At 38.0% G+C, this 23073-nt stretch carries 19 protein-coding genes and 2 CRISPR repeat arrays; of the genes, 11 read left to right on the top strand and 8 right to left on the bottom strand.

The window, feature by feature from the left end:
* The first annotated feature begins 12 nt into the window (after window positions 1-12).
* The 4 genes from cyoE to CZ809_RS02390 are packed head-to-tail and all read left to right on the top strand — an operon-like array spanning window position 13 to window position 2574.
* Window positions 13-930, top strand: a complete 918-nt coding sequence (gene cyoE / locus CZ809_RS02405; RefSeq protein ID WP_080155839.1) for a heme o synthase — start codon at window positions 13-15, stop codon at window positions 928-930.
* Entirely contained in the window at window positions 927-1547 is a 621-nt protein-coding gene (locus CZ809_RS02400; protein ID WP_080155838.1) for an SCO family protein, read from the top strand. The genes cyoE and CZ809_RS02400 overlap by 4 nt, the downstream gene beginning before the upstream one ends.
* A 9-nt stretch (window positions 1548-1556) precedes the next feature.
* On the top strand, window positions 1557-2060 hold the full coding sequence (locus tag CZ809_RS02395) for a copper chaperone PCu(A)C (protein WP_080155837.1): 504 nt from the start codon (window positions 1557-1559) through the stop codon (window positions 2058-2060).
* 13 nt (window positions 2061-2073) lie between these two features.
* Window positions 2074-2574: a hypothetical protein gene (locus tag CZ809_RS02390; RefSeq protein WP_080155836.1), complete on the top strand. Its 501-nt coding sequence runs from the start codon at window positions 2074-2076 to the stop codon at window positions 2572-2574.
* A 111-nt stretch (window positions 2575-2685) separates the two neighbouring features.
* On the opposite strand, the gene CZ809_RS02385 is transcribed toward CZ809_RS02390, so the two are convergent.
* A complete protein-coding gene (locus CZ809_RS02385; RefSeq protein WP_080155835.1) occupies window positions 2686-2967 on the bottom strand; it encodes a methionine sulfoxide reductase in 282 nt (93 codons plus the stop codon).
* A 246-nt stretch (window positions 2968-3213) separates the two neighbouring features.
* Between CZ809_RS02385 and CZ809_RS02380 the strand changes: the two genes are divergently transcribed.
* Window positions 3214-4881: an RluA family pseudouridine synthase gene (locus tag CZ809_RS02380; protein ID WP_080155834.1), complete on the top strand. Its 1668-nt coding sequence runs from the start codon at window positions 3214-3216 to the stop codon at window positions 4879-4881.
* 128 nt (window positions 4882-5009) lie between these two features.
* Window positions 5010-5278: a CRISPR direct-repeat array (repeat unit 29 nt; unit sequence CTATCAAGCCGCGTACATCACGGCACACT).
* A 140-nt stretch (window positions 5279-5418) separates the two neighbouring features.
* On the opposite strand, the gene CZ809_RS02375 is transcribed toward CZ809_RS02380, so the two are convergent.
* Genes CZ809_RS02375 through CZ809_RS02360 form a run of 4 tightly spaced genes read right to left on the bottom strand, consistent with a single transcriptional unit; the run spans window position 5419 to window position 11919 of the window.
* Entirely contained in the window at window positions 5419-7416 is a 1998-nt protein-coding gene (locus CZ809_RS02375) for a DEAD/DEAH box helicase (RefSeq protein ID WP_080155833.1), read from the bottom strand.
* Window positions 7407-8045, bottom strand: coding sequence for a hypothetical protein (locus tag CZ809_RS02370; protein WP_080155832.1), 639 nt, complete (start codon window positions 8043-8045; stop codon window positions 7407-7409). The genes CZ809_RS02375 and CZ809_RS02370 overlap by 10 nt, the downstream gene beginning before the upstream one ends.
* Before the next feature lie 10 nt (window positions 8046-8055).
* Complete coding sequence (locus CZ809_RS02365) at window positions 8056-9066, bottom strand: hypothetical protein (protein ID WP_080155831.1); 1011 nt, start codon at window positions 9064-9066, stop codon at window positions 8056-8058.
* A 27-nt stretch (window positions 9067-9093) separates the two neighbouring features.
* Window positions 9094-11919, bottom strand: coding sequence for a hypothetical protein (locus CZ809_RS02360; RefSeq protein ID WP_144396136.1), 2826 nt, complete (start codon window positions 11917-11919; stop codon window positions 9094-9096).
* A 181-nt stretch (window positions 11920-12100) separates the two neighbouring features.
* Here CZ809_RS02360 and CZ809_RS02355 point away from each other — a divergent pair, with 181 nt between their 5' ends.
* Together CZ809_RS02355 and cas6f are read left to right on the top strand one after the other, a co-directional pair.
* Window positions 12101-12931, top strand: coding sequence for a BrxR family helix-turn-helix transcriptional regulator (locus CZ809_RS02355; protein WP_080155829.1), 831 nt, complete (start codon window positions 12101-12103; stop codon window positions 12929-12931).
* The gene (cas6f, locus tag CZ809_RS02350; RefSeq protein WP_080155828.1) at window positions 12921-13577 is read left to right on the top strand and encodes a type I-F CRISPR-associated endoribonuclease Cas6/Csy4; all 657 of its coding nucleotides are present in this window, start codon (window positions 12921-12923) and stop codon (window positions 13575-13577) included. The genes CZ809_RS02355 and cas6f overlap by 11 nt, the downstream gene beginning before the upstream one ends.
* A 115-nt stretch (window positions 13578-13692) precedes the next feature.
* Window positions 13693-14503: a CRISPR direct-repeat array (repeat unit 29 nt; unit sequence AGTGTGCCGTGATGTACGCGGCTTGATAG).
* A 311-nt stretch (window positions 14504-14814) separates the two neighbouring features.
* Here the strand turns inward: cas6f and murP are convergent.
* Window positions 14815-16269 (bottom strand): PTS N-acetylmuramic acid transporter subunit IIBC, encoded by a 1455-nt coding sequence (murP, locus tag CZ809_RS02345; protein WP_080155827.1) that lies wholly within the window; start codon window positions 16267-16269, stop codon window positions 14815-14817.
* A 31-nt stretch (window positions 16270-16300) separates the two neighbouring features.
* A complete protein-coding gene (gene murQ, locus CZ809_RS02340) occupies window positions 16301-17206 on the bottom strand; it encodes an N-acetylmuramic acid 6-phosphate etherase (protein ID WP_080155826.1) in 906 nt (301 codons plus the stop codon).
* A 251-nt stretch (window positions 17207-17457) separates the two neighbouring features.
* Between murQ and CZ809_RS02335 the strand changes: the two genes are divergently transcribed.
* A complete protein-coding gene (locus tag CZ809_RS02335) occupies window positions 17458-18309 on the top strand; it encodes an SIS domain-containing protein (RefSeq protein WP_080155825.1) in 852 nt (283 codons plus the stop codon).
* A 140-nt stretch (window positions 18310-18449) separates the two neighbouring features.
* Here the strand turns inward: CZ809_RS02335 and CZ809_RS02330 are convergent, their stop codons facing one another.
* On the bottom strand, window positions 18450-18650 hold the full coding sequence (locus tag CZ809_RS02330; protein WP_080155824.1) for a hypothetical protein: 201 nt from the start codon (window positions 18648-18650) through the stop codon (window positions 18450-18452).
* 824 nt (window positions 18651-19474) lie between these two features.
* Between CZ809_RS02330 and CZ809_RS02320 the strand changes: the two genes are divergently transcribed.
* From CZ809_RS02320 to CZ809_RS21090, 3 genes are all read left to right on the top strand, one after another.
* The gene (locus CZ809_RS02320) at window positions 19475-20059 is read left to right on the top strand and encodes a class I SAM-dependent methyltransferase (protein WP_080155822.1); all 585 of its coding nucleotides are present in this window, start codon (window positions 19475-19477) and stop codon (window positions 20057-20059) included.
* Window positions 20052-22481, top strand: coding sequence for a DEAD/DEAH box helicase family protein (locus tag CZ809_RS02315; RefSeq protein WP_235865761.1), 2430 nt, complete (start codon window positions 20052-20054; stop codon window positions 22479-22481). The genes CZ809_RS02320 and CZ809_RS02315 overlap by 8 nt, the downstream gene beginning before the upstream one ends.
* Window positions 22482-22594: 113 nt before the next feature.
* Window positions 22595-22765 carry a hypothetical protein gene (locus tag CZ809_RS21090; RefSeq protein WP_159447926.1) on the top strand — a complete coding sequence of 57 codons (171 nt, stop codon included), beginning with the start codon at window positions 22595-22597 and terminating at the stop codon, window positions 22763-22765.
* Window positions 22766-23073: the final 308 nt, after the last annotated feature.

Here is a 23073-nt window from a genome sequence, read left to right as displayed (position 1 = left end):
CAAGGAGGTTCTATGATTAAACCTTATCTGAAACTGACCAAACCGGGCATTATCGGTGGCAATCTCATTGCAGCCATCGGTGGTGTATTACTGGCATCTCAAGGTAATATTGATGGCGTATTACTCTTAGCTGTCTGTATTGGTACCACCTTGATTGTTGCATCAGGTTGCGTGTTCAATAATGTTATCGATATAGATATTGATAAATTAATGAAACGTACCTGTGAGCGAGAATTAGTCAAAAAAATCATTCCCGTCTCATATGCATTAATGTGGGCAACAATATTATGTATTGGCGGATTTTTTACACTTTATAAATACACTTCCACCGTTGCCTTTCAATTTGGCGTGCTTGGTTTTGTAGTTTACGTTGGCTTATATAGCCTCTATTTCAAACGTAAATCAATTTACGGCACTTTAATTGGTGGCTTATCAGGCGCTTGTCCTCCCGTTATCGGTTATTGCGCTGTAACAGGACAATTTGATAGCGGTGCTGCAATACTGTTTATTACATTCTGCTTATGGCAAATACCTCACTCATACGCAATTGCAATTTACCGTTTCGATGATTACAAATCAGCCTCAATTCCAGTTTTACCCGTTGAAATCGGCATTGCTCGTGCGCGTTACCATATTATTGGTTATATCATTGCCTTTGCGATGGCAGCATTAACACTGACTTATCTTGGTTATGCGGGTAGCTGGTATGCATTAGGAATGGGATTAGTGAGCTTACATTGGCTGTATATTGCCAAAGTAGGTTATCAAAAAGTCCCTAATGCTCAGTGGGGTAAAAAAATGCTGTTATGTTCCATTTTCAATATCATGGTGTTTTGTACGTTAATTTCACTTGATTTTTCATCTGAGACCATTGCTGATGACTATCAAGTTAATGCATTACCTACCGTAGTAATGGAGCCTCATTCATGACTAAAAACCCAACTAAAATAGTGCTTCTTGTTGGCGCTCTGTTTCTGGCCACCTTAATGGGATGCTATATTTATAACACCACAATCCCTGTTGGTGAAAATGTAAAACCACTAAAAGATCTTGGCGGTCCATTTGAACTAAACAGTATAAACGGCAATGTCAGCCTTGATCAATTTAAAGGCAATATTGTGGTGCTCTATTTTGGTTTTTTAAACTGTGCTGAAGTCTGCCCCTCTTCCATGGGCACATTATCAGCGGCTTTTTCACGCTTATCACCTGCAACCTATCAACATGTACAAGGATTATTCGTCAGTGTCGATCCTGAACGCGATGATTTAGTGTCATTAAATAAATTCGCTAAATACTTCGATGAACGGGTTATTGGCTTAACCGGTACCAACCAACAAATAGACGCTTTAACGAAACAATATGGTGTTTATTTTGACATTGTTGATATGGAATCATCTGAATTAAGCTATACCGTCGATCACTCTTCTCGTTTTTACATTATTGATAACACAGGCAAGCTAGTGGGAGCGATGAGCCACAACACGACCCCAGTCGAATTAGCTGCGGGCATTGAACGTATTTATGAAAAAACCATTGCTAAAAAATAGGAGATAACAATGAAAAGAAGTGCCTTGTACCTTGCATTATTAATGAGTTGTTTTCATGCTACGGCTTTTGCAGCGGATGTAACTCATACCGACAACCATGTTCAATCTCAGCAAAACTACACTGAGGTTCAAAAAGTAGATTCCACATTAACAATTGAAAATGCAACCGTAAAAGCCACGATCCCAGGCGCGAGTGTTAGCGCTGGCTACATGAAGATCATCAATAATGGAGATACAGCAATCACTCTCGTTAGCGCGAGTACAGCAATTGCTAAACATACAGAATTTCACCGTATGTTTATGCGTGATAATACGATGGCAATGCGTAAAGTGGATAAACTTGAGATCCCTGCCAATGGCAACCTAATTCTTGCAAGCAAGGGATATCACCTAATGTTTATGGGTGTCAAACAAGACCTTAAACCAAATCAAGTGATCACAGTGACCATGAAACAAGATAATGGTAAACAGTTCGATGTACAACTTTTAGTGATGCCAATTAAAAAGTATTAATGCGGAGTGACGTATGAAAGGTGTACAGATTTTAGTTGCCAGTTTCTGCTTATTACCTAGTGTATTAATCGCGCCAGTTAATGCCAAAACATCAATGGACAATGTGGTAAAACATTTAAACAACTCTTGTTCGAGTGAATTAATACAATTAGCAGAAGTAACATTAAAGACAAATCCACATCGTATTTTATCTTATAACGGTAATACAACTGATGTTCACCTCTTCAATGCACTGGCAGTAACCAGCTATCGAGATCGTGATAGCCATGTCACCTTTCATGGTGTAAAAAATATAGCCGGAGGTTGTGATACATCGGTCACTGAAAGTTATGTATTACAAACATCTTGTTCAGATGCACGCCACGAAGCATTCAGTAAATGGGATTTTCAAGGCAAACTCAATGACAGAACTTACGTTTTAAATAGTAAACGAATTAAAGGCAAACAGGCTTTTTTAACCGACCAATTACCGGATATTTGTTTAGTTACAACCCGTCAAGTAATCAATAATTAATCTGTATTCTCTTTTTATTTTAACAATTTTAATATTCTAAAATAACTAATTAATACACAATAAAAAAGGCTCAAATAAGAGCCTTTTCTTTATTTTCATGCGCAGCACCTATTATTGGTGAGCGACTTTCTTTTCAATTACTTTTTCAAAATGAAAAAATGCTTCTTTCATACACTCATCTAAATTTACATTATGAGCTTTAGCACTTACTTTATTAAATTCTTCTGTATCCATTTTTAAATCAACAGCATAACCTGTATCTTCTTTGATGATATCAACATGAATATGTTTAAACTCAGGATCAATAACCATCATTTCTTCAATATAACCAGCAACTGATGATTTAATTGAATCAGTTAATTCCATATGTTCACATTTGATTTTTAAGCTCATGATACACCTCAGTAATTATCTTAAATATCTGGAATTGACTATAAGCCTAAAGTTTTAAAATGTCGCTATCATAAAAAAGTAATATTAATATTCAATTTTTGTTCTTTAATATATATCCAATTACGAAGTAATAAATTTCATCAAAAATTATATTTGAATACTCAAGAAAATAGGAAGCTTACGTTAACTCGAATTTTAACGTTAAAAATGCTAGAATCGCCGCCCTTGTTCGTAATAGATACCATCATGCACGCATCTAATCATCATTTTACTCGCTTCATTGCCGCTATTGATACGCTACCGCTACCTGAGCGTTTTACGTTTCCATTTTGCTACACACCTCATCCATTATGTGTATTAGCGGCTCAAGAGTTACAACAACATATCGCGACTCAAGATCAATGGCTGCATAATTTTGGGTTGGACAATAATGATGCGATTGGTCACATGTTTGGGGTGTTATTGGTTCAAAACCAACAAGGTGAACTTGGTTATTTATCGGCATTTTCAGACAAGATTGCCAATCTAACCCATCTACCCCATTTTGTTCCGCCAGTATGTGATGAGCAAAACATCGCCCCAGCAATTCAAGCTCAACAAGCATCGATTGATGAAGTGATGACTAAAATAACCGTAATTGAATCCAAGCCAAGCTACATTCAATTACAACAGCAGTATCAAACAGCTCAAACTCAAGCAGAGTTAGCCGCTGAATCATTTCGCTTACAGATGATCGAACAGCGCAAACAACGTAAATTACAACGCAAAGAGGCGGAGAAAAGTAACGATAGCGAATTCATGACTCAAGAATTCCATCGCTTAGCCCGTGAAAGTGCGTTTGATAAGCACCAACAGAAAACAATTCGTCAGCAATGGGCTCAAACACTGGCTGATATTAGCCATAAGTTACAAGCTGATACGGCAGAGTTGACCTTACTCAAATCAGAATACGACAGCTTAACGACTGCATTACAACAACAGCGCTACGCACAATATCAATTTCTAAATCAGTATGGCGAAACACAAGATTTAAATGATCTCTTTGGTGGTATAACACCGCCACAAGGTGCAGGAGATTGCGCCACCATTAAATTACTTCAGCATGCCTTTAAGCAACACCTGAAGCCTTTAGCGATGGCTAAATTTTGGTGGGGAGCCTCACCTGCTGCGCAAATTCGCAAACATAAATACTTTTATGAAGCCTGCAAAAACAAATGCGAACCGATTCTTCAACATATGTTGGCTGGCCTTAACATTGATGCTAATCCGCTATTACAAAATCCAGCAGAAGGCAAAGAGTTAGAGATTGTGTATCAAGACGATGCGATGGTGGTTATCAATAAACCGGCAGAGTTTCTTTCAGTTCCTGGTAAAACCATCACCGATTCAGTTTATAGCCGCATGCAAACGATGTTCCCTGACAGTGATAGCCCTCTGATTGTGCACCGTCTAGATATGTCAACCTCAGGGCTAATAGTCATTGCGCTTACCAAAGATGCGCATAAAGCCTTGCAAAAACAGTTTATTGAACGCACCGCAGAAAAACGTTACGTGGCATTATTAGATGGTATTGCCGAGCAAGATCACGGTGAGATTAACTTACCAATGCGGGTTGATTTAGACGATCGTCCACGCCAATTAGTCTGTTATGAACATGGTAAACCTGCACTCACAAAATGGCAGGTTCTCGAACGTAAAGACGGTAAAACTAAGGTCTATTATTACCCTAAAACAGGCCGTACTCACCAACTACGCATTCACTCAGCCCACCAAAACGGTATGAACATGCCGATTGTCGGTGATGATTTATACGGTCAAAAAGCAAACCGCTTACATCTACATGCACAATACCTTGGCCTAAACCACCCTGTCACTGGCGAACCTATGGTGTTTGAGGTCGATGCCGATTTTTAAGTAAACTTTGAATGGTGTAAATCTAAAAAGCTAACAACAAATGTTAGCTTTTTTATTGTTTATTACTGTCGACGCATTTAATTCACGAAGGTAGTCGTTTCCCCTTACCCGCGATATTCAGATTTAAACTATTAAGCCGCGTACATCACGGCACACGCATTAGATTCATACATAACTTCTAACTCATACTATCAAGCCGCGTACATCACGGCACACTTCAAATTTCGATGAACTCGTAAAAAACAACTCTATCAAGCCGCGTACATCACGGCACACTCATTTTAATTAAATAACTACCGCTCACTTTGCTATCAAGCCGCGTACATCACGGCACACTAATCATTTAGTGCTGTCGAACTTGGCTTGTACTATCAAGCCGCGTACATCACGGCACACTGAAGGTTTCTTCTAATATTCTTCATTTTTTCAATATGTTACCTGAAAATATCAACTTTACCCCTTTTTAAAACCTTTGCTTTTTATCTTCAATAAATCAATGGGTTACAAATGCTAAAAAATAAGGGTATAAATTCAATCTCATTCATCAATACAAATTAATCCTGTCATGAGTGCCAAGGACCGAACAGCCTCCAATGCTACAATGACATTCTCAGGTTGAAATTCATCGGAAAGAACATTATCTATAATGCTAAGCATATTCTTCTGTAAATCAAATTTCTTCGACGGAAACCGCTCTGCTGTATGAGGAAAACAAAGTGACTCAACTGATTTAACAGATCGGCGATCATCAGTTAAGCCATTTCGCCAATGGGGGTCATCAATCCAAAGTTCCATCTCGCCCTTTGAATTTTCAATAAGATCATATTTATCCAATAAAATGGTATCACGAAGCAAGGAGTCACGAGGTATTTTCCATGACGCATCAGTGTAAGTTGATCTTACTTTTACTGTCTTTGGTATAGAGCGTAATGTCTTAACCTCTTTTTCAAATAAGGTTAACCAGTTTTTCGATGCGTCTTCATACTCAATGTCGTTACTTAGTCTTTTAATTATTGACAGTAGGTGGCTCATTTTATTTGCAATCGCTGGCACCTTGCCATGTAACAGTTCTTTACGGGCTTTTTGTAATCCAATATGTTGCTCAGCATAAGCCCAGTATAATCCTGCAATTGCAGCTGCTTGCGATGACATGCTCCCATAAGATGGAGCAGACCTTCTTCTGGTACTGCGTAAACTTGACTCGGGTGAACATGCTTTTATAGGTAAATCTTCACTTAAAAGATCAGTTAGATCCCTTATTGACACCTTGTGCTCATGATGTTTCCTTACCCAATGCTCAAATTGCTTTAACCAGATATGTCTTGCCAAGCATTCTTTCTTTAAGCTCATGAATATAGAACCATCAAAGTCGCCACGAGAAACACGACCAATGCGCTGTACCATACTTGCAGAACTGTAGCCAGGTTCCATGAACATTAAACGGCAGTTAAATGTCACACCTATCTCTATTGATGATGTCGCAATTAAAATAGGATAGTTATTTGGATCCTTATCAGAACCATTTGCAAAACCGAGATATGACGCATTACCCTTTTGGCTATCATCTACAGACGAAATCAATAAAGATTGGAATGTTTTTAGTCCTAACACATTAAGAGCATGTGCCAGTTCTGGTAATGCCTTAGAGAGGCCATCAAATAATTGATCATAGATTAAAATAATTTGTCGATCAGCACTAATCTCAGATAAAACATGATCTTTATTAATAATAATCAATTCAGAAAGCGTTGTATCTTTATAACAATTAATCTTAACATCACCGTGAATAACTCGGCGTCCACTTCTGCTATCACTTTCATCAATATCAGTCACATTTTCAGATATATAAGTTATGTCCGTTGACTTAAAACCAAAAGAATCAAAAACTTTTGTTAAATCAATCGGTGTTGCAGATAAATATGAAAGCTTACTATTCCATTGAGGAAATTGTACACACAACCAAGAAACGATTAGGGATAAACTTAACCCACGTTTTTCAATGGTATGCATTTCATCAAAAACAATATGATTAAAATTTTGAACAATATCTAGTACACTTCTATCACTCACACCTTTTATGGGACTTCTTTCAGGATCTAAGGTCAGCCATGCCAATGATTCAGGTGTAGTCACAACAATTTCACCACCAGCTAATGGTGACAGCTCACTTAATTCAAAAAGCCTTTTTTGAGTAACATTTTTAACCCCATTGGCCTTCATCGTTTCACGACCATCACTTGACCACAGTGAGATTTTATTCTTTATTTTGGCATCACTCCAACCCTTGTTCCTCATATCATGCTGTAGAGTGGAAATTAGATTCATTGCCAGTCTTCTTGTCGGAACGACAAATAGAACGCGATCACCATTCAATACTGCACGAAGGAATGCATAAGACTTGCCACAACCAGCAGGAGCTTCTGCCATACGAACAAGGGATGGGTCGTTAAGTAATTGATTCTGAAATTCAGACATCCCATTAAGAGACGTCTGAACCGCGTGACCACAAACAGTTATGCTTGAAATCAATTCCACAGAAGTACCTCTAATAGCGCATCTTCAGGTGACATTGGTATTGATTGTTGCATGTTATGCAGTAAATATTTACCCATACTTATATCTCTGCCAAAGACCTTTGCCGTAAAGGCATTTAAAACAACCTTCTTGGGTATAGTAATTGGTTTAATCTCAACAATACCTTGTCGATGCTTCCCTACTCGTACTATTAATGATTTTTGGTTAAATTCTTTAAATGGATTCATCCCAAAAATAGCGCCACGATAAATAGCACCAACATTAATCTCTTGCACCCTATAAAAATCTTTACGGTTACCTTTGCTGGTACCACAATATAGTCTATTGCTGTAACCACCCTCTGAATCCAAGTTAAGGCGACGAACTTGAGCTGGTAACAATTCCGCATTATTAGATAACAACATAGAACAACGAAAAGGCATTAAGCCAATATCACGGCGATAGTCTTGCGTGTCTGGCAAACAAACACCATCCATCATCCCTAATGCAAAAGCCAATGCGAAATTAAAAGCAGTATCCGATAAGCACTCTGTAATAGTCGCACTTCCACCAGCAATTGGAATGCTATGATAGTAAAATGGAGTAAGTACAGTAACCTCGATCCCAATCATATCTGAATCTATAGCCATGAATTAGTCCTTACTTATCGAAATAACGAGTGAAGTAGTCAGAAATAACCTTTGATGCTGCCGTTAGCTCTTCGTGTTCACGGTTAGCAATCTTATCAAGCTGCGCTGATTGGATTTCAGCCACAACCTCACTAGTAACCGCATTTGGGTATACAGAAGAGAAAATATCGAAAAGTGCCTGCTTAACAATGCTTACATCCATCGCCTGATCATCATCAAGCTTACTAAGTAACTTAGGTAATAATACGTATGGTGAGTTCTCAGCAACTTCAAAATCGCCACCAAAGACACCGGCGATGTGAGTTTGAACATTCACACCTGTAACCGATGTTTGGCCGCCATATGCCATTGGCGAAGCAAGAGTAGTTAAAAGAAGATCAACAATTTCAGCAGGCGCTGTCTTACCAGTAAATGTAAGAGTTTGGATCATTAACGTACCTGGCTGAATATAGATACGAGAAAATAGATTGTCAGTATTCTTTTTATTTACTTCATCGAACAGCGTACCTTGTTCACTACCACGAACATGGAATGTTGAATCCACACAGAAAGCTTCAGGTTGAAGTGATAGTGCGTCAGTATATTTAACGGCTGCTGTCGCAGAAAGTACGCGACCATCACCTAAGCCAGAGTCACCAAGAAGAAAGCTACACGCATCAAAACAATCACCACTCGCCTTACCTTTAGGTACAAATAAGCGGTTTTGAACATAATTCCCGCCAACTTCAAGAGATCTTAAAATTTGTAGAACGCGAGCACGCTCACCGAACTTAAATTTGTTTGGTGTCGCTCGAACAAAAATATTAGAAGCCACATCGGCAGTAAGTGGTTCTGCATCTTCGTTACGGAACACTGTAGGGGCAATAACCTCTCGAACAAGGGCGATCGTTGTAACGCCTAGATTCTTACGTGCTGGGGCAATATATGCCTTAGCTTTTTGATCTAAGTAAGATTCAAGCATGTTATCAATAGTATTAATGTTTTCAGCGATTTTTGTTTGAGCGATGGATGATATAGTCATTTTTTATGATCCTAAATTTAAAATTTATTAGACAGTTAAAGAAGCATCTTGTTTTTCGTTACGTCTATTTTGATAAATCGATAACATTTCAACACGATAAATTTCAGCGACTTGAGACTTAAAGTTATGATTTGGCATGCGACCATTAAAAATTGGTAACCAAATAGCATTAACAAAATGCTCTGCAATATCAATACACACGCTAAGAAGCGGTTGCTTATCACGGTACTCGCTAGAACATATATATGTAGTACCTGACAATTTCTTTTCGATATTGCCTGCAATTGCATTTTTTAGGGACTGATCCATTGGCATGCGATTACGGACATGCGTTCGAACGGACTCCATAATTGTTGTTAGTATAAGCAGCTGCTCACCACGCGAGTTACGCGAATTAAAGCCTTTTTGCACCTTTGACGCTAAATGCGCCAATGTAATAATTGCATTATCTTGAGTTGTCATTTTTCCCTCAACCTTAAACTTATTAAGTCGGTTACCTACATCTACGGAAACTTGTGCGAAACGAGAGATCCCTTGCATTTTATTTTGTGATGTTTTATCGGCTACATAATCATCCAGCAGACACTTGATTCCACACAAAGAACTAAATTCAGTTTTGCAGTCCAATAAGCCGTATAGTAGTGACATAGAGCCTCTAGCATCTAGGACAGACAGAACGAGGATTAGCTGATCATGTAATTTAGGTAGTTCCTCAATACGGAACCCGCTTTTATTTCCAATTAATCGCTTCAATGACGGTGATAAACAGTCAATATAAAGAATTTCAGGTCGAGAGGTTGGTAGACCACGAAATACGTGGAAAGGACGACCTGTACGGCGCACTGATTTAATTAAACGATCTAGCCACTCAACTTGGTCATATAATTTTGCAGGAAAGCTTTCCTGTCTTGCCATAAACAGGCGTCGAGAAAATATCTCGGGTCCATTAAGAACAAGCTTTGATTTATCCTCACGACAGATGTCATACAAGCCAAAGAAATCAGACTTATTGGCCATTTTTTCGTCAGAGAAACGAATTTCTGAAAACAAACCTACAGCATTAGGTGAACTGATTAGCACTGGCATGTCAGCTTTAGAATTCTCATGGATACGCGTCCTTAGCTTGTATTCCATATATGACGTTGGAGACAATGTTGTAAAGCCTTTAGCATCCCCTAAAACAGATTGACGACCATTGCGTTCTGAAAACTGTGACATTTTGATTGCATAAAGATCATCTTTGGCCTCAATGCGACATTTGGTATCGACTGGTTCACCCGTAACAAGACAGCACTGCATTTTTATTTGGCTATCTATTTGGGGTAAATAAGACTTCTTGTCAAGTAAACATGATAATCGTTCAATAACATTAAGGATTCTTTCGTTATCCAAATCCCCTTTAAGCCCATCTTGAATAGGAGTGAAACCATGGTCTTCTTTATCTGAAGTTCCACTTCCACAATAGATAAGTGACAAAAGACCATTTTCATCCATCAATTCAGAATAGAAGTCGTCATTCTTCATAGCGAAAGACGCTACATTCATTGCGAACCAAACTGTTTGCGACAAAGCAGATGATAAAAGCTGATCTTCTATCTCAAAATTATGTAAGGATAATAAATTAAGGATCTTTTCCTTGCGGTCGTTCTGGCTGATAACCTTAATAGATTTGACTTGAGAGCCGTGATTTAGTATTAAGCTAATTATTGATGCAATCTTATAGAACTCAACCAAATCTTCGCTTTCATTATCGGATGAGCAAATTGGTGACACGGTTGCCGACGAGCCTTTTATAGATTTATCTGAAAAGCTTAAGCCATAGCAATAATCAATTAATGACGCACCAATAAAATCAAGATCAGGTCTACCTATAGTAAGTAGTGATGACAATATTACTGAATGAGTGTCATTATTAATATAGTCAAGAAGTTCACCCCACTCTGGGACTCCTCCCATAATGTCTGGTTGCTTCGTGGTAGAGAAAACCACTGAAAACGGCGCAGATAAACTACCACTAAATGATTTCAGGGAAGCTGAGATAATCTGATCTTTTGCGTATTCAGGCACAAGTAGATCTAACATGCCATCAGTATGAATAGACAGTAATGGCGCTACACCTGCTAACTTAATGCACTGCTGTGATATATGGTATTGAAGCCTATCAAGCAAATATGGATGGGCAGCATCAGCCAAATTAATATGGTGCCAATTATCCATGCTGGAAATAAAGTCCTGATCTGCTTCTGCCCATGTAGAAAGCTTATTTAGTACACCAGCCACACCGCCATCAGCCCCTATACGATAGAAGGCACTATCTAATTGATCTGCCATACGAACGAATACACGGCAACGTTGACGTAATTTAGAGTCAACTAAACCAGATTCAGTGCCAGCCAAAGATGTTCCGGCTTCGGTATAATTAATCAATTGAAATAATTCATTTGATGTTAAAGAAATACCATATTCATCAAGAATTCTTTTTAAATCCCAACGAATATATAGCTCATCTAGATATTCGAAGATTTCTTTATTAGATAAAGCGATATGTTTATCAAATAACTTATTAATATCGTGCAATAAGCCAACTAGACCCACAGTAAATAGTTGTCGAGAAAAATTATCATCAATATCACAACCATGGTCAGCTAAATAATAACCAGTAAGAACCACCGCACCAGTACAAACAGAGATTGAGTGATCAGCCAATGAGACGTTACGGTACTCACATTCATAATCAGGACCACCCTTGCCCGAAATACTTAACCACAATGGTGAACGGGCATCGATACTCTTACCAAGTTTTATTTGTTTCTGTTTCTCAACGCTAAGATCGCCAACTCGGTCATTTATCATGCAGCTAGAAACCACATGCTTTGTAAGCAACATAATAGCTTTTCTAATCTCTTTATATACAGATTTATTTTTATCTAGTGACATAAAATTCAAGGTCATGTTGTGATTCAATATAAAATATACTAGCCTATAAAAACATTATTAAGAAGTGCATAATTGCACACCTGTTAATTTGATTATTATGAAAAAAGAAGATAGATTAATTAAAGAATTTGAAACCATACTTTTATGGGAAAATGGTTGTAACAGAGAACAATTATCTAAAATCACAGGTATTGGAATAAGAACTATTCAAAAATTCCTTAACAATTATATTAGTCACTCCAATGGAACTATATACTTTAATTACAAGTATAATACCTATATGGCAACTGATAATTTCAATCCAACATTGATTGAAAAAGATCCTACCGGATATACTGAATTATGCTTAGCAGAAAAACTAAATCAAAGTTTAATTCCAATATTGAAGCAAAATTATTCACGAAAATTACCTATTGAGGATACCCGACAACTTAGTATGGCAACAAGCGATGACCACGTAATGAACACTCTAATTGAAGCAATTAATACCAAGTCACAAATAAGCAGTACCTATGTTTCCAAAAAGGGAACAAGAAACAGCATAATAATATCTCCTCATGCGATGGCGCTTGCTCGGAATCGTTATCATATAAGGGCTTATCATCATAAATACAACAGATATAGTGATTTTGCCGTTGGACGTTTTGAACTTGTAAAAATATGCTCTGAACAAGGAGAAGGTGCGGACCCTGAACTAGACGTTGAGTGGCATACATATAAGAGCCTTAATTTTGAATTAAATCCTGAATTATCCTCGACTGAAATAGAAAGTTATCAAATGGAATGGTGCCTACCACCAAGTGTAAAACAAAGGCGGATAGTGTCACGTCAAGCACTGCAAAAATATGTAATTGCCGATATGGAGCGACCATCAATCGGCTCAAATATGAAAACATGGTTATTTAAGGGCTATTATAATGAAGACTAATTTTTACATTGGCTTACAGATAGGCAAAAAATGCGAGAAAACGAACCACGAACTAGCAGCTCGTCTTATTCGTGAAGTGCATCATTACAATAAAAATGAATTGAATGATGAAAAAGTCGTAGTTAGCTTCCCTGAAATGGCCATTAATAATAAGCTTGGGCACCAATTTCAGGTGTTTGGTAGTTTTGAAGCATTAGAAAAGTTATGTAATCAGTATGGCTTTACATACTTCTCAGCCCTTCGCGAATGCTTTGTAAGATCTATTCGCCCTGCTCCCATATCAACCGAACATGGGTACTACTCTTTTCACCGCAACCGATCGCATGAAAGAAACACGCCGGCATATGTTGCCAAAACAGAAGCGAAACTTATTAAGCGTGCAATGGAAGGAAAGAATAAAAGCTTAAAAAGTGCTGAGGATGTATTTAAGCGACGTAAAGACATGTTGGAAAATATTGCAAAGAAAGATAACGACAAAAATGTTATTCATATTCGTGCAACCAGCTCAACTCAAGATCGAGGCTTCTTCCTTTATATTGACTATAAAAAGCATGATGAGTATAAGACGAACACTCCCAATAATTACGGCATGTCGAGAGCACAAGATGCTATTGCCCTACCTGTTATCTTAGACCCTTTTATTTAAGGTGTTTATAAGTCATTGATTTTAAATATTGAAAGCATGATGCAAAAAATAATGGGTAAAATGACATATTTAGGATAAGGTATTGAAAATATAGTGAATTTAATAAAATACGTTCAGTGTGCCGTGATGTACGCGGCTTGATAGTAATGCAGCCATTAATTCAGGGGAACCCGTTTGTGTGCCGTGATGTACGCGGCTTGATAGGTCGGGGATATTTACGGGTACCCAATTGCCAAGTGTGCCGTGATGTACGCGGCTTGATAGAGGAGTGCTGGCTCGTTGTTACCGCGCCAGAAGTGTGCCGTGATGTACGCGGCTTGATAGAACAGCGGGCATTGCTTGGGTTTTCAGCCATAGTGTGCCGTGATGTACGCGGCTTGATAGAGAAAATACCGCCATTATTGATCCTTCTGCAAGTGTGCCGTGATGTACGCGGCTTGATAGTAATCCAGCTCCGAATCGTGAATTATTAGCTTGTGTGCCGTGATGTACGCGGCTTGATAGTTTAGGTTATCGAAACCAATTAGAGCATCTTTGTGTGCCGTGATGTACGCGGCTTGGTAGACTTGTAAATTGTTGGGTTGGTAATAAGAAACGTGTGCCGTGATGTACGCGGCTTGATAGGACCCACACCTAGCAGTAAGCGCACGCACTAATGTGTGCCGTGATGTACGCGGCTTGATAGAAGACATGACTGATATTCAGAAGAAGTTTATCGTGTGCCGTGATGTACGCGGCTTGATAGACACCAGCCAGTGCGGCGACAAGTCGCAAACCGTGTGCCGTGATGTACGCGGCTTGATAGTCATAGCCGCCTGACTCATCTCTGATATAAGGGTGTGCCGTGATGTACGCGGCTTGATAGTACTGGTCATGGAAAACATACGACGATTATAAAGTGTGCCGTGATGTACGCGGCTTGATAGTTTATTATCGGGGCATTGGACAGCCATATCTTTCGACGCGATGTGAATAGATCCCCTATCGCTCTCACGAGAGCATTCACTATAGTGACATAACAATAACCAACCCTGACAATAGCGCTAATTCTTATCTGTTTTCTAAAGGGAAGATTATGGGTGTCCTATGTTAAAGTGTAAACACAGCCTAAAACGTAGTAAGAACCAGTAAAAAGGCCTGACTCCGATTGAATATCGAAATCAGGCCTTAAGCCACTAAACCGAAATGTCCAAGAATTAGGAATTACTTATTAAATCGGCTTCTCAATAATATGGTCTTAACTTAAATCAACATTTTGGGTACCGAAGAACCAAGTCATTGCAAATCCCATAAGATATGAAATCAGCAAGCCAATTGTAAATATTGCCATACCCGCAAAAATACCTGAGCTTGATGTCATTAATGGCAAGGCAACAATACCTGATGGGCCAAATACCGTATTTAAACCAATTGGTAACCCCATGTAAGAGACTAATCCAATAAAGAAACCACCAGCCGAACCACCAACACAAGCAGTAACAAAAGGTTTAACGCGCGGTAGCGTAACGCCGTAAATAAGTGGTTCGCCAATGCCTAAGAAACCCGGAATAATTGCGCCTTTGACTTGCGTTCGTAGCAACGAATCTTTTTTAGCTTTACCATATAACGCTAATGCTGCCCCTACTTGCCCCGCTCCTGCCATCGCTAAAATGGGGAAAAGTGAATTAAAGCCCTGAGCATCCATCAACGCAAAATACACAGGTACAAAACCTTGGTGAATACCAAACATTACTGAGATTAAGAATAATCCCGCTAAAATCGCACTGCCGAATGGATTACCATTAAGGTTGATGAATAACCATGACATACCTTTAAATAACTCACCGCCAATCGGCATGATGATCACAAAGGTTACCGCTCCCATAATCAACAAGGTGATCATAGAGGTTAGAATCATGTCTAGATTATCGGGAATAAATTGACGGACTTTTTTCTCAACACCAGCACCAATAATGGCGGCAATTAACACCCCAATAATATTGCCACGAGGATCAATACCGTTACCAAAAAAATCCGTCATTCCCGAGTAAATGCCAGTGGTTGCATCTGGGTTATAACCTAATACAAAAAAAGACGCTAATATGGCACCATTAACGCCTGAGCCACCAAACGCTTGCTGAGCATTATAACCAATTAGGATACTTAAAAAGCTAAACAACCCTTTACTAAAGACTTTCATATACGCAATTAAATCAAGTAAATGGGTATTAGGTGTTGCATGACCAAGCACAAAAAGTTGTTCTAATAATGTTGCTATACCGAGTAGCAAACCCGCGGCAATAAAACCTGGAATTAAAGGCGTAAAAATAGTCGCAAACTTACTTAGAAAACGCTGTGCTGCACTGGTTTGTTTTTTCTTTAATTGTTGCTTATGCGCAGAAGCAACATCTTTAAGATCACTTTGCTGGTTTGATATATCCCCTGACTCTCCCGGTTCTTTCTCAAGCATGCTATTCATCATTTCAGCCGCCGTTTGTGCTTTACCCGGCCCTAAAACAATTTGAAATTGATCATCACTTTCAACTAATCCCATGACGCCAGCAATGCGCTTAATTGAATCTCGATCAGCTAAGTTATCATCTTGTAATGTAAGACGTAATCGCGTCATACAGTTACCACATTTGATAACATTTCCCTTGCCACCGATTGCCGTGAGTATTTTTTGTATCATTGAAGCGGTTATTTTGGCCATCTTATGCTCCTTAATAAAACCTATTGTTTAATCATTCTTGGTCTAAAAGTGCATGACGAATAAAGCCATTATGTTTACTCAGTTTTGCAGCTGCTAACTCTGCATCAATATCAAGTAAAATCATTAAGATGGCGGTTTTACAGTGATTATTACATTGGGCTAATGCAGCCGCTGCCTGTGATTCTAAGCATCCCGTCGCTTCAACCACAATATTATGCTGACGCTGAATAAGCTTGGCATTGGTTGCTTCAACATCAACCATTAGGTTTCCAAATACTTTTCCGGTACGAATCATTGCGCCAGTGGTTAACATATTCAGCACTAGCTTCTGCGCGGTACCCGCTTTCATTCTTGAAGAACCCGTTACGACTTCAGGTCCAACAATAGGCGTCATATTAATGTCTGCAATCTGCGTCATTGGACTATTGGCATTACAACTTAATGTCGCAACCGTTGCACCAACGCTTGTTGCATAGTTCATCGCCCCTAGTACATAAGGCGTACGCCCACTTGCAGCAATCCCCACAAGTATATCTTTGTTATTAAAACCAATTTTTTGCAAATCCGCAGCACCAAGTTCAAGATTATCTTCTGCGTTTTCGACCGCTTTTAAAATAGCTTGATGTCCCCCCGCGATTAGTCCAACCACTACGTCAGGGTTTGAGCCATATGTGGGAGGACATTCACTGGCATCTAAAATACCTAATCGACCTGACGTTCCAGCGCCTACGTAAATCAAGCGACCGCCAGATTGGAAAGCATTTGCAATAAGATCAACAACCTTCGCTATTTCAGGAATAATAGCTTCTACCGCTAAAGCCACTTTCTGATCTTCCTGGTTAATCACTTTCAACATATCAATTGTTGGAAGCATATCGATATTCTCACTCACTGCATTTCGGCTTTCAGTCACTAAGGTTGTTAGGTCGATCTTCATAATCTGCTCTCTTGCTTAAATATTAGGTTTGAGAGAAATCATATAGAATAAAAAATTCAATTAAGTGACAATAATCACAACTAAAATTATTCATTTTATGCCAAAATTAGAGAATAAATAGGGTTAGTAATATCTAGACACAGATCGAAAAACAAAACTTACCCCTTTATTTTTAATAAGATAACAAAAAATTACCAAAAGAATAATATTTATCCAATGTTGAATAATTAATTCAAAAAAATGAGGGGATTATGAGTATTTTAGAGAAGATGCAAAACCAGAGAAGTGGTTTATCGAGCAATGGTGTGAAAATATTAGACTTTATTCTTGAAGATCCAGCATCATTAAGCGCTTATGTTAGCCAAGATTTAGCCGCCAAAGTTGGCGTTTCTCAATCAGGTATCATCAAATTTGCCCAACGGCTTGGATTTAAAGGTTTTACGGCTCTTAAACTTGCCATTATTGAAGATCTTGCTCAACAAAAGACCATTCTAGAGCCCAAAAGACCCATTCATAACAAAATTCATAGCGATGACTCTTCATTAACCATTGCCCAAAAGTTAATTCAAGAGAAAACCCACGCTATGATTGCAACAACCAATGCTATTGATTTTTCTGAGTTTGAGGCTATTGTTAAGCAGATCAATCAAGCGCACCGTATTCAAATTGTCGGCATCGGTGGTTCCGCATTAACAGCGAAAGATCTTACTTTTAAACTGTTAAAAATCGGGATTACAGCACTCAACGAACAAGATACGCATGTCCAAGTTGCCACAGCAAATACACTCACTAAAGACGATATACTCATCGCGATTTCATTTTCAGGCACACGTCGAGAAATACTTGTTGCGGCTCAATCTGCCTATGATAAAGGCGCAACAATTATTGCGTTAACCAATATTAAAAAAAGCCCCTTACGAAAATTAGCCCACTACACGATTGATACCATTGCTGATGAAAAACAGTTTCGCAGTTCTTCTATTTCTTCTCGAACGGCACAAAATGTCATTACAGACCTACTTTTTATGACGTTATTACAACTGAAAAGTGATAAAGCAAAACTATTACTCAACGAGATATCCTTCGCAGTAGAAAGGATCTGATTTATTGTTTATGTATAGCGTAAGTATAAAGGACATAGTATTTTTAATAAAACACTTAGTTTAAACATTTATATTAATATACAACGAGCTAAGCAAACTGCTGGAGATAGCAAAAAGTAAACTTCATTAGCGTATGAAGATTATAATGATGGAAAAATAAAAAAGTAAAAACCACCATAGAAAAAAATAAATGCTATAAAAGTAACCAAACCGGCAAAAAAATTTAGCTTATTATCATAATAACTAATCCAACCACCGGAAAAGAATATATTTTTTGTAGCTAACGCGTACACCACATTTAACAGCGAAATAACAAAAGCAATCAAAAATAATATTTCCATTACACACCTCATTTTCATAAATATAATTAAGTAGATAAAGATATTTCGAACTAACTGATTAGGTGAAATAAGTCATTAACTATATCTATCACCTCGAAAACCGATAATAGATAGATAAAAATCACCGCCAAGGAGATCGCACGCTTATCTGGTGAATTTGAGCTCCACTGCGCAATACGCTTTACAATACCGAAACCGACTAACACATACGACAATATTAGTAATGCACTTGCCAAGTAAACTAAAAAGATCGAATCACTAATCACGCATTTCCTCATCTCTATATTGGTGGAATTCTTTCATCGCACAGTAGGTTGCTGATTTGGACAGCGACTTCCTGTCAGTGATATTACCTCAAGCGCTCGGGACATAACTAAGCCTGTCATAATTCCTATACGCTAATGCAGGAAATGGTATCATCTAATTGTTTACGAGTAATATTTCTTCATACCATGTAGACGCACAGCCTAGCCTGCTCTAAGAGATTAGTTTTTAACTCTAATTTTTATTCGTATGTAACATAACTTGAGGGCTAGTAAGATTAGAAATTGATTAAAATTTTCAATCTTTAACTTCAAGGAAAAGCAAACCACGCTCAGTGTACAATATGATAAAGTCAGGATAATACAAGAATCAAAATAGCCATACTCATACTCAATTAACATTCAATATTAACTAGAAAAAACACCGTATAATAGTCAGTATAATATGATATAAAACATAAATTCGCTATTTGATAAGCTTCTTTACAATGCCGCCCATATTTCTCAAAAATTGGGCGTATTATTAGCTGATTACCATAGTTGATGCCCATTAGGATTTCCATGTCGATTGATTTCTACAATACTCACGCTGATGATTTTTACCAATCTACTGTCAACGTTGATTTAAGCCCATTACTAAGTCGATTTATTCCTTATCTACCAATATCAGCACATATACTCGATGCTGGGTGTGGCTCAGGTCGTGATAGCAAAGCCTTTCTCAAACAAGGTTTTCAAATAACGGCCATAGATGCCAGCATAGAGTTAGGGAAAAGGGCTGAAAATTTAATTAAGCAACCTGTAGAAATCACAACGTTTCAAAACTTTGAAACGACGGATAAGTTTGATGCTATTTGGGCATGTGCATCACTTTTACATGTTCCATCACATGAGTTAAATGACGTTTTTAAAAAACTATCAAACTGTTTAGTTAATGGAGGCGTGTTCTATTGCTCATTTAAGTACGGTAACGATGATATAGAAAGAAATGGACGTTCATTTACTAACTGTGATGAAAAACGGTTAAGCCAATTTATCGTAAATACACCGCTTTTTATCAAAGAGACATGGATAACTGGTGACTTACGCCCAGGACGTGAAGATGAAAAATGGCTAAATGTTATTTTGGAGAAAAATCGTGACTGATAGCATTTCTCTCTATACAGGCCATAATCTAACCGTTGGCTCTTATCAAGATCCACTGCTAGACAAATTGATTATTGCAATTAATCATGCTTCAATTATTGAGATTTCGGTCTCATTCATTATGAAGTCAGGTCTTGATTTACTTTTTAATGCTTTATTGGATGCTCTTAATCGTGGTGCTGAACTACGTTTATTGACCTCAGACTATTTATCTGTAACACAACCTGTCGCCCTTCGAGAACTGATGCTATTAGTTGGTAAAGGCGCAAATATTCGAGTATTTCAGTGTGAAGGCAATATCAGCTTTCACCTTAAATCTTACATATTAATTAAATCTCATCATAACCAAATTGACCAAGGCTGTGCATGGATTGGCTCTAATAACATGAGCAAAATGGCCTTAACTCAAGGCCATGAATGGGCATTACGTTTCGATTATGAAAAACCTGATAATTCAAAGGCTGCGCTTGAATTTCATCATATTCGTCAACAGTTTGAATATCTATTCTCGAACGCCCTAACACATTCATTATCACATGAATGGATCGATACTTATAACACACGCTATAAGAAACAGAACCCGCATTTTATACGCTTAATAACAACAGAAACAGAGCCAGAATTAGACGCTTTTGTACCTAACAATATTCAAGCTGAAGCGCTCATAGCCTTAAAACAAACTCGCCTAAATGGTTATCAGCGGGGATTAGTGGTATTAGCTACGGGCATGGGAAAAACTTGGCTATCAGCTTTTGACGCCAAACAAATGAACGCCAAAAGAGTATTATTTGTCGCTCACCGAGAAGAGATCTTATTACAAGCTGAACGCACTTTTCTTCAGCTTAATGAGAACATAAGAACGGGACGCTACAATGGCACATCAAAAGATACTGAGACCGACTACCTTTTTGCATCGATTCAAACTATTGGTCGCCGAGAGCATCTGGCATTATTTGATAAAAATCATTTTGATTATGTGATCGTGGATGAATTTCATCATGCTAGTTCATCGACCTATCAAGCACTGTTAGCCTATTTTGAACCTGCTTTTTTACTAGGATTAACTGCAACGCCTGAGCGCTCAGATCAAGCGGATATTCTCTCATTATGCGATAACAATTTAGTGTTTGAGCGAAATCTTGTTCATGGTATTGATAATAAAATATTAGTACCGTTTGATTATTACGGCATTTACGATCAATTCGTTAATTACCAAGAAATACCGTGGCGAAATGGTAAATTCGATCCCACAGCATTAGACACAGCGTTTGCGACTCAACAACGTGCACAGCACATTCTGAAACACTGGGAAGCAAAGAAACTGACACGAACTCTTGCCTTTTGTATTTCAAAAAAACACGCGGACTATATGGCGAAGTTTTTCTGCAATAAAGGATACAACGCAGCTGCCGTATACAGTGATTCTGCAATGCCACGTAATGAAGCCTTATCAGCATTACAAAATGGCATTATTGATATTATCTTTTCAGTTGATCTGTTTAATGAAGGAACTGATATCCCATCAATAGACACTATATTGATGATTCGACCAACAGAATCAAAAATTCTCTTCTTACAGCAATTAGGAAGAGGGTTACGACAATCAAAAAACACCCAAAAGGATAAGTTATTAGTGTTAGATTTTATTGGTAATCACCAATCATTTTTGACCAAACCTTCAGCGCTACTTGATATATCAAGCACACGAGAAATTGCTCAACGCTCAGCAAAACCAATTATGCTTACTGACGGTTGTTTTATCAATTTCGATCCGGAATTAACACAATTCTGGCAAGAGCTTGCCAATCGCTACAAAACCACCAGCATTGATGAGTACAAAGAACTAAAAAATCTTTTGGATCATCGCCCTACTGCAACCGAATTTATGCAAGCTAATTACCGATTAGATAAAGTTAAACAACAACATGGAAGTTGGTTCTCATTAGTCGCCGCGGAAGAACAAATACCTGAGTTAACCCATTTGGTTAATAACTATGGTAAATTTCTGCATAATGGTATAGCCCAAACGGCCATGACAAAATGCTTTAAGGCTATTTTACTTGAGGCGTTTTTACATTTAGATGGCTTCACAGCACCACCAACAACAGAAATATTAGCAGAACAAAGCTTACTCATACTTAATCGTTACCCTGAGTTAAAAATAAAAGACGTTGCTAAAGCCGAACAACAGTGCAAGCCGACTGATTCTCGATGGCACCAATATTGGCTAAAAAATCCAATCAAAGCATACACAACAGCAAATAAAAATGGAGAGCAGTGGTTCTCAATCACTAATGATCGATTTATTGCGAATTTCAATGTTGCTCAAGAGGATAAACAAAATTTACATGAAGCTGTAAAAGAATTGGTTGATTTACGATTAACTCAGTATGTGCAACGAAATACTAAGAATCCAATTTAACCGTTTAAAACCCTTAGTTAACACTGAACATAAAACCAAATTACTCATTCTGGGCAATTACATACTATGACTAGACTCAAAGAAGCAACAACAACTCGTTAAGCAATATAATTATGTCTTTCCAGATGAACGTGACACGAATAGCATGTAAGCCTATTATAGCGAATAACGCTAAATTAGTCGCTCACGGACTTCACTCAGTCGCTTCTGTCGCCCTTCCTGAACAAGGCTTTTTAATTTGCTTAATGAAGCGTGTTTATTACACGCAGATCAAAATGAAGTAAGGCTAATTACAACCGCTCTAATTATTCAGAACAGCGTAGAGAAATCATGATCTGGTGAAGTGAGTTTATTGAAACTTCAGGCAAGCACAAATAGAGTTATACGCTGTATTTATTCGGTAATGACTTACATACAAAAAAATATTGTTATTAATAATGCACCTAAGTATCTAAATATACGATTTTCTAAGAGTTAGTAAAGATAACAAGGCTACGGTTTAAGTAGTTCACAATACAAGCTTCATTAATGTTGCTATCTATTTAACTTTTCACTTTTAAGGAATAAAATACCTACTTGATTATAAGTGTGT

The sequence above is a fragment of the Photobacterium piscicola genome (assembly GCF_900166965.1).
GTDB lineage: Bacteria > Pseudomonadota > Gammaproteobacteria > Enterobacterales > Vibrionaceae > Photobacterium > Photobacterium piscicola.
This window is presented reverse-complemented; position numbering and strand designations above follow the sequence as displayed.

Coding starts and splice junctions, on each gene's coding strand:
- CZ809_RS02355 (WP_080155829.1), top strand. CDS start 12,101: ATGAAAAAAGAAGATAGATTAATTAAAGAATTTGAAACCATACTTTTA.
- CZ809_RS02400 (WP_080155838.1), top strand. CDS start 927: ATGACTAAAAACCCAACTAAAATAGTGCTTCTTGTTGGCGCTCTGTTT.
- CZ809_RS02320 (WP_080155822.1), top strand. CDS start 19,475: ATGTCGATTGATTTCTACAATACTCACGCTGATGATTTTTACCAATCT.
- CZ809_RS02330 (WP_080155824.1), bottom strand. CDS start 18,650: ATGGAAATATTATTTTTGATTGCTTTTGTTATTTCGCTGTTAAATGTG.
- CZ809_RS02385 (WP_080155835.1), bottom strand. CDS start 2,967: ATGAGCTTAAAAATCAAATGTGAACATATGGAATTAACTGATTCAATT.
- CZ809_RS02370 (WP_080155832.1), bottom strand. CDS start 8,045: ATGGCTATAGATTCAGATATGATTGGGATCGAGGTTACTGTACTTACT.
- cas6f (WP_080155828.1), top strand. CDS start 12,921: ATGAAGACTAATTTTTACATTGGCTTACAGATAGGCAAAAAATGCGAG.
- cyoE (WP_080155839.1), top strand. CDS start 13: ATGATTAAACCTTATCTGAAACTGACCAAACCGGGCATTATCGGTGGC.
- CZ809_RS02395 (WP_080155837.1), top strand. CDS start 1,557: ATGAAAAGAAGTGCCTTGTACCTTGCATTATTAATGAGTTGTTTTCAT.
- murP (WP_080155827.1), bottom strand. CDS start 16,269: ATGGCCAAAATAACCGCTTCAATGATACAAAAAATACTCACGGCAATC.
- CZ809_RS02335 (WP_080155825.1), top strand. CDS start 17,458: ATGAGTATTTTAGAGAAGATGCAAAACCAGAGAAGTGGTTTATCGAGC.
- CZ809_RS02380 (WP_080155834.1), top strand. CDS start 3,214: ATGCACGCATCTAATCATCATTTTACTCGCTTCATTGCCGCTATTGAT.
- CZ809_RS21090 (WP_159447926.1), top strand. CDS start 22,595: ATGTCTTTCCAGATGAACGTGACACGAATAGCATGTAAGCCTATTATA.
- CZ809_RS02360 (WP_144396136.1), bottom strand. CDS start 11,919: ATGATAAATGACCGAGTTGGCGATCTTAGCGTTGAGAAACAGAAACAA.
- CZ809_RS02365 (WP_080155831.1), bottom strand. CDS start 9,066: ATGACTATATCATCCATCGCTCAAACAAAAATCGCTGAAAACATTAAT.
- murQ (WP_080155826.1), bottom strand. CDS start 17,206: ATGAAGATCGACCTAACAACCTTAGTGACTGAAAGCCGAAATGCAGTG.
- CZ809_RS02390 (WP_080155836.1), top strand. CDS start 2,074: ATGAAAGGTGTACAGATTTTAGTTGCCAGTTTCTGCTTATTACCTAGT.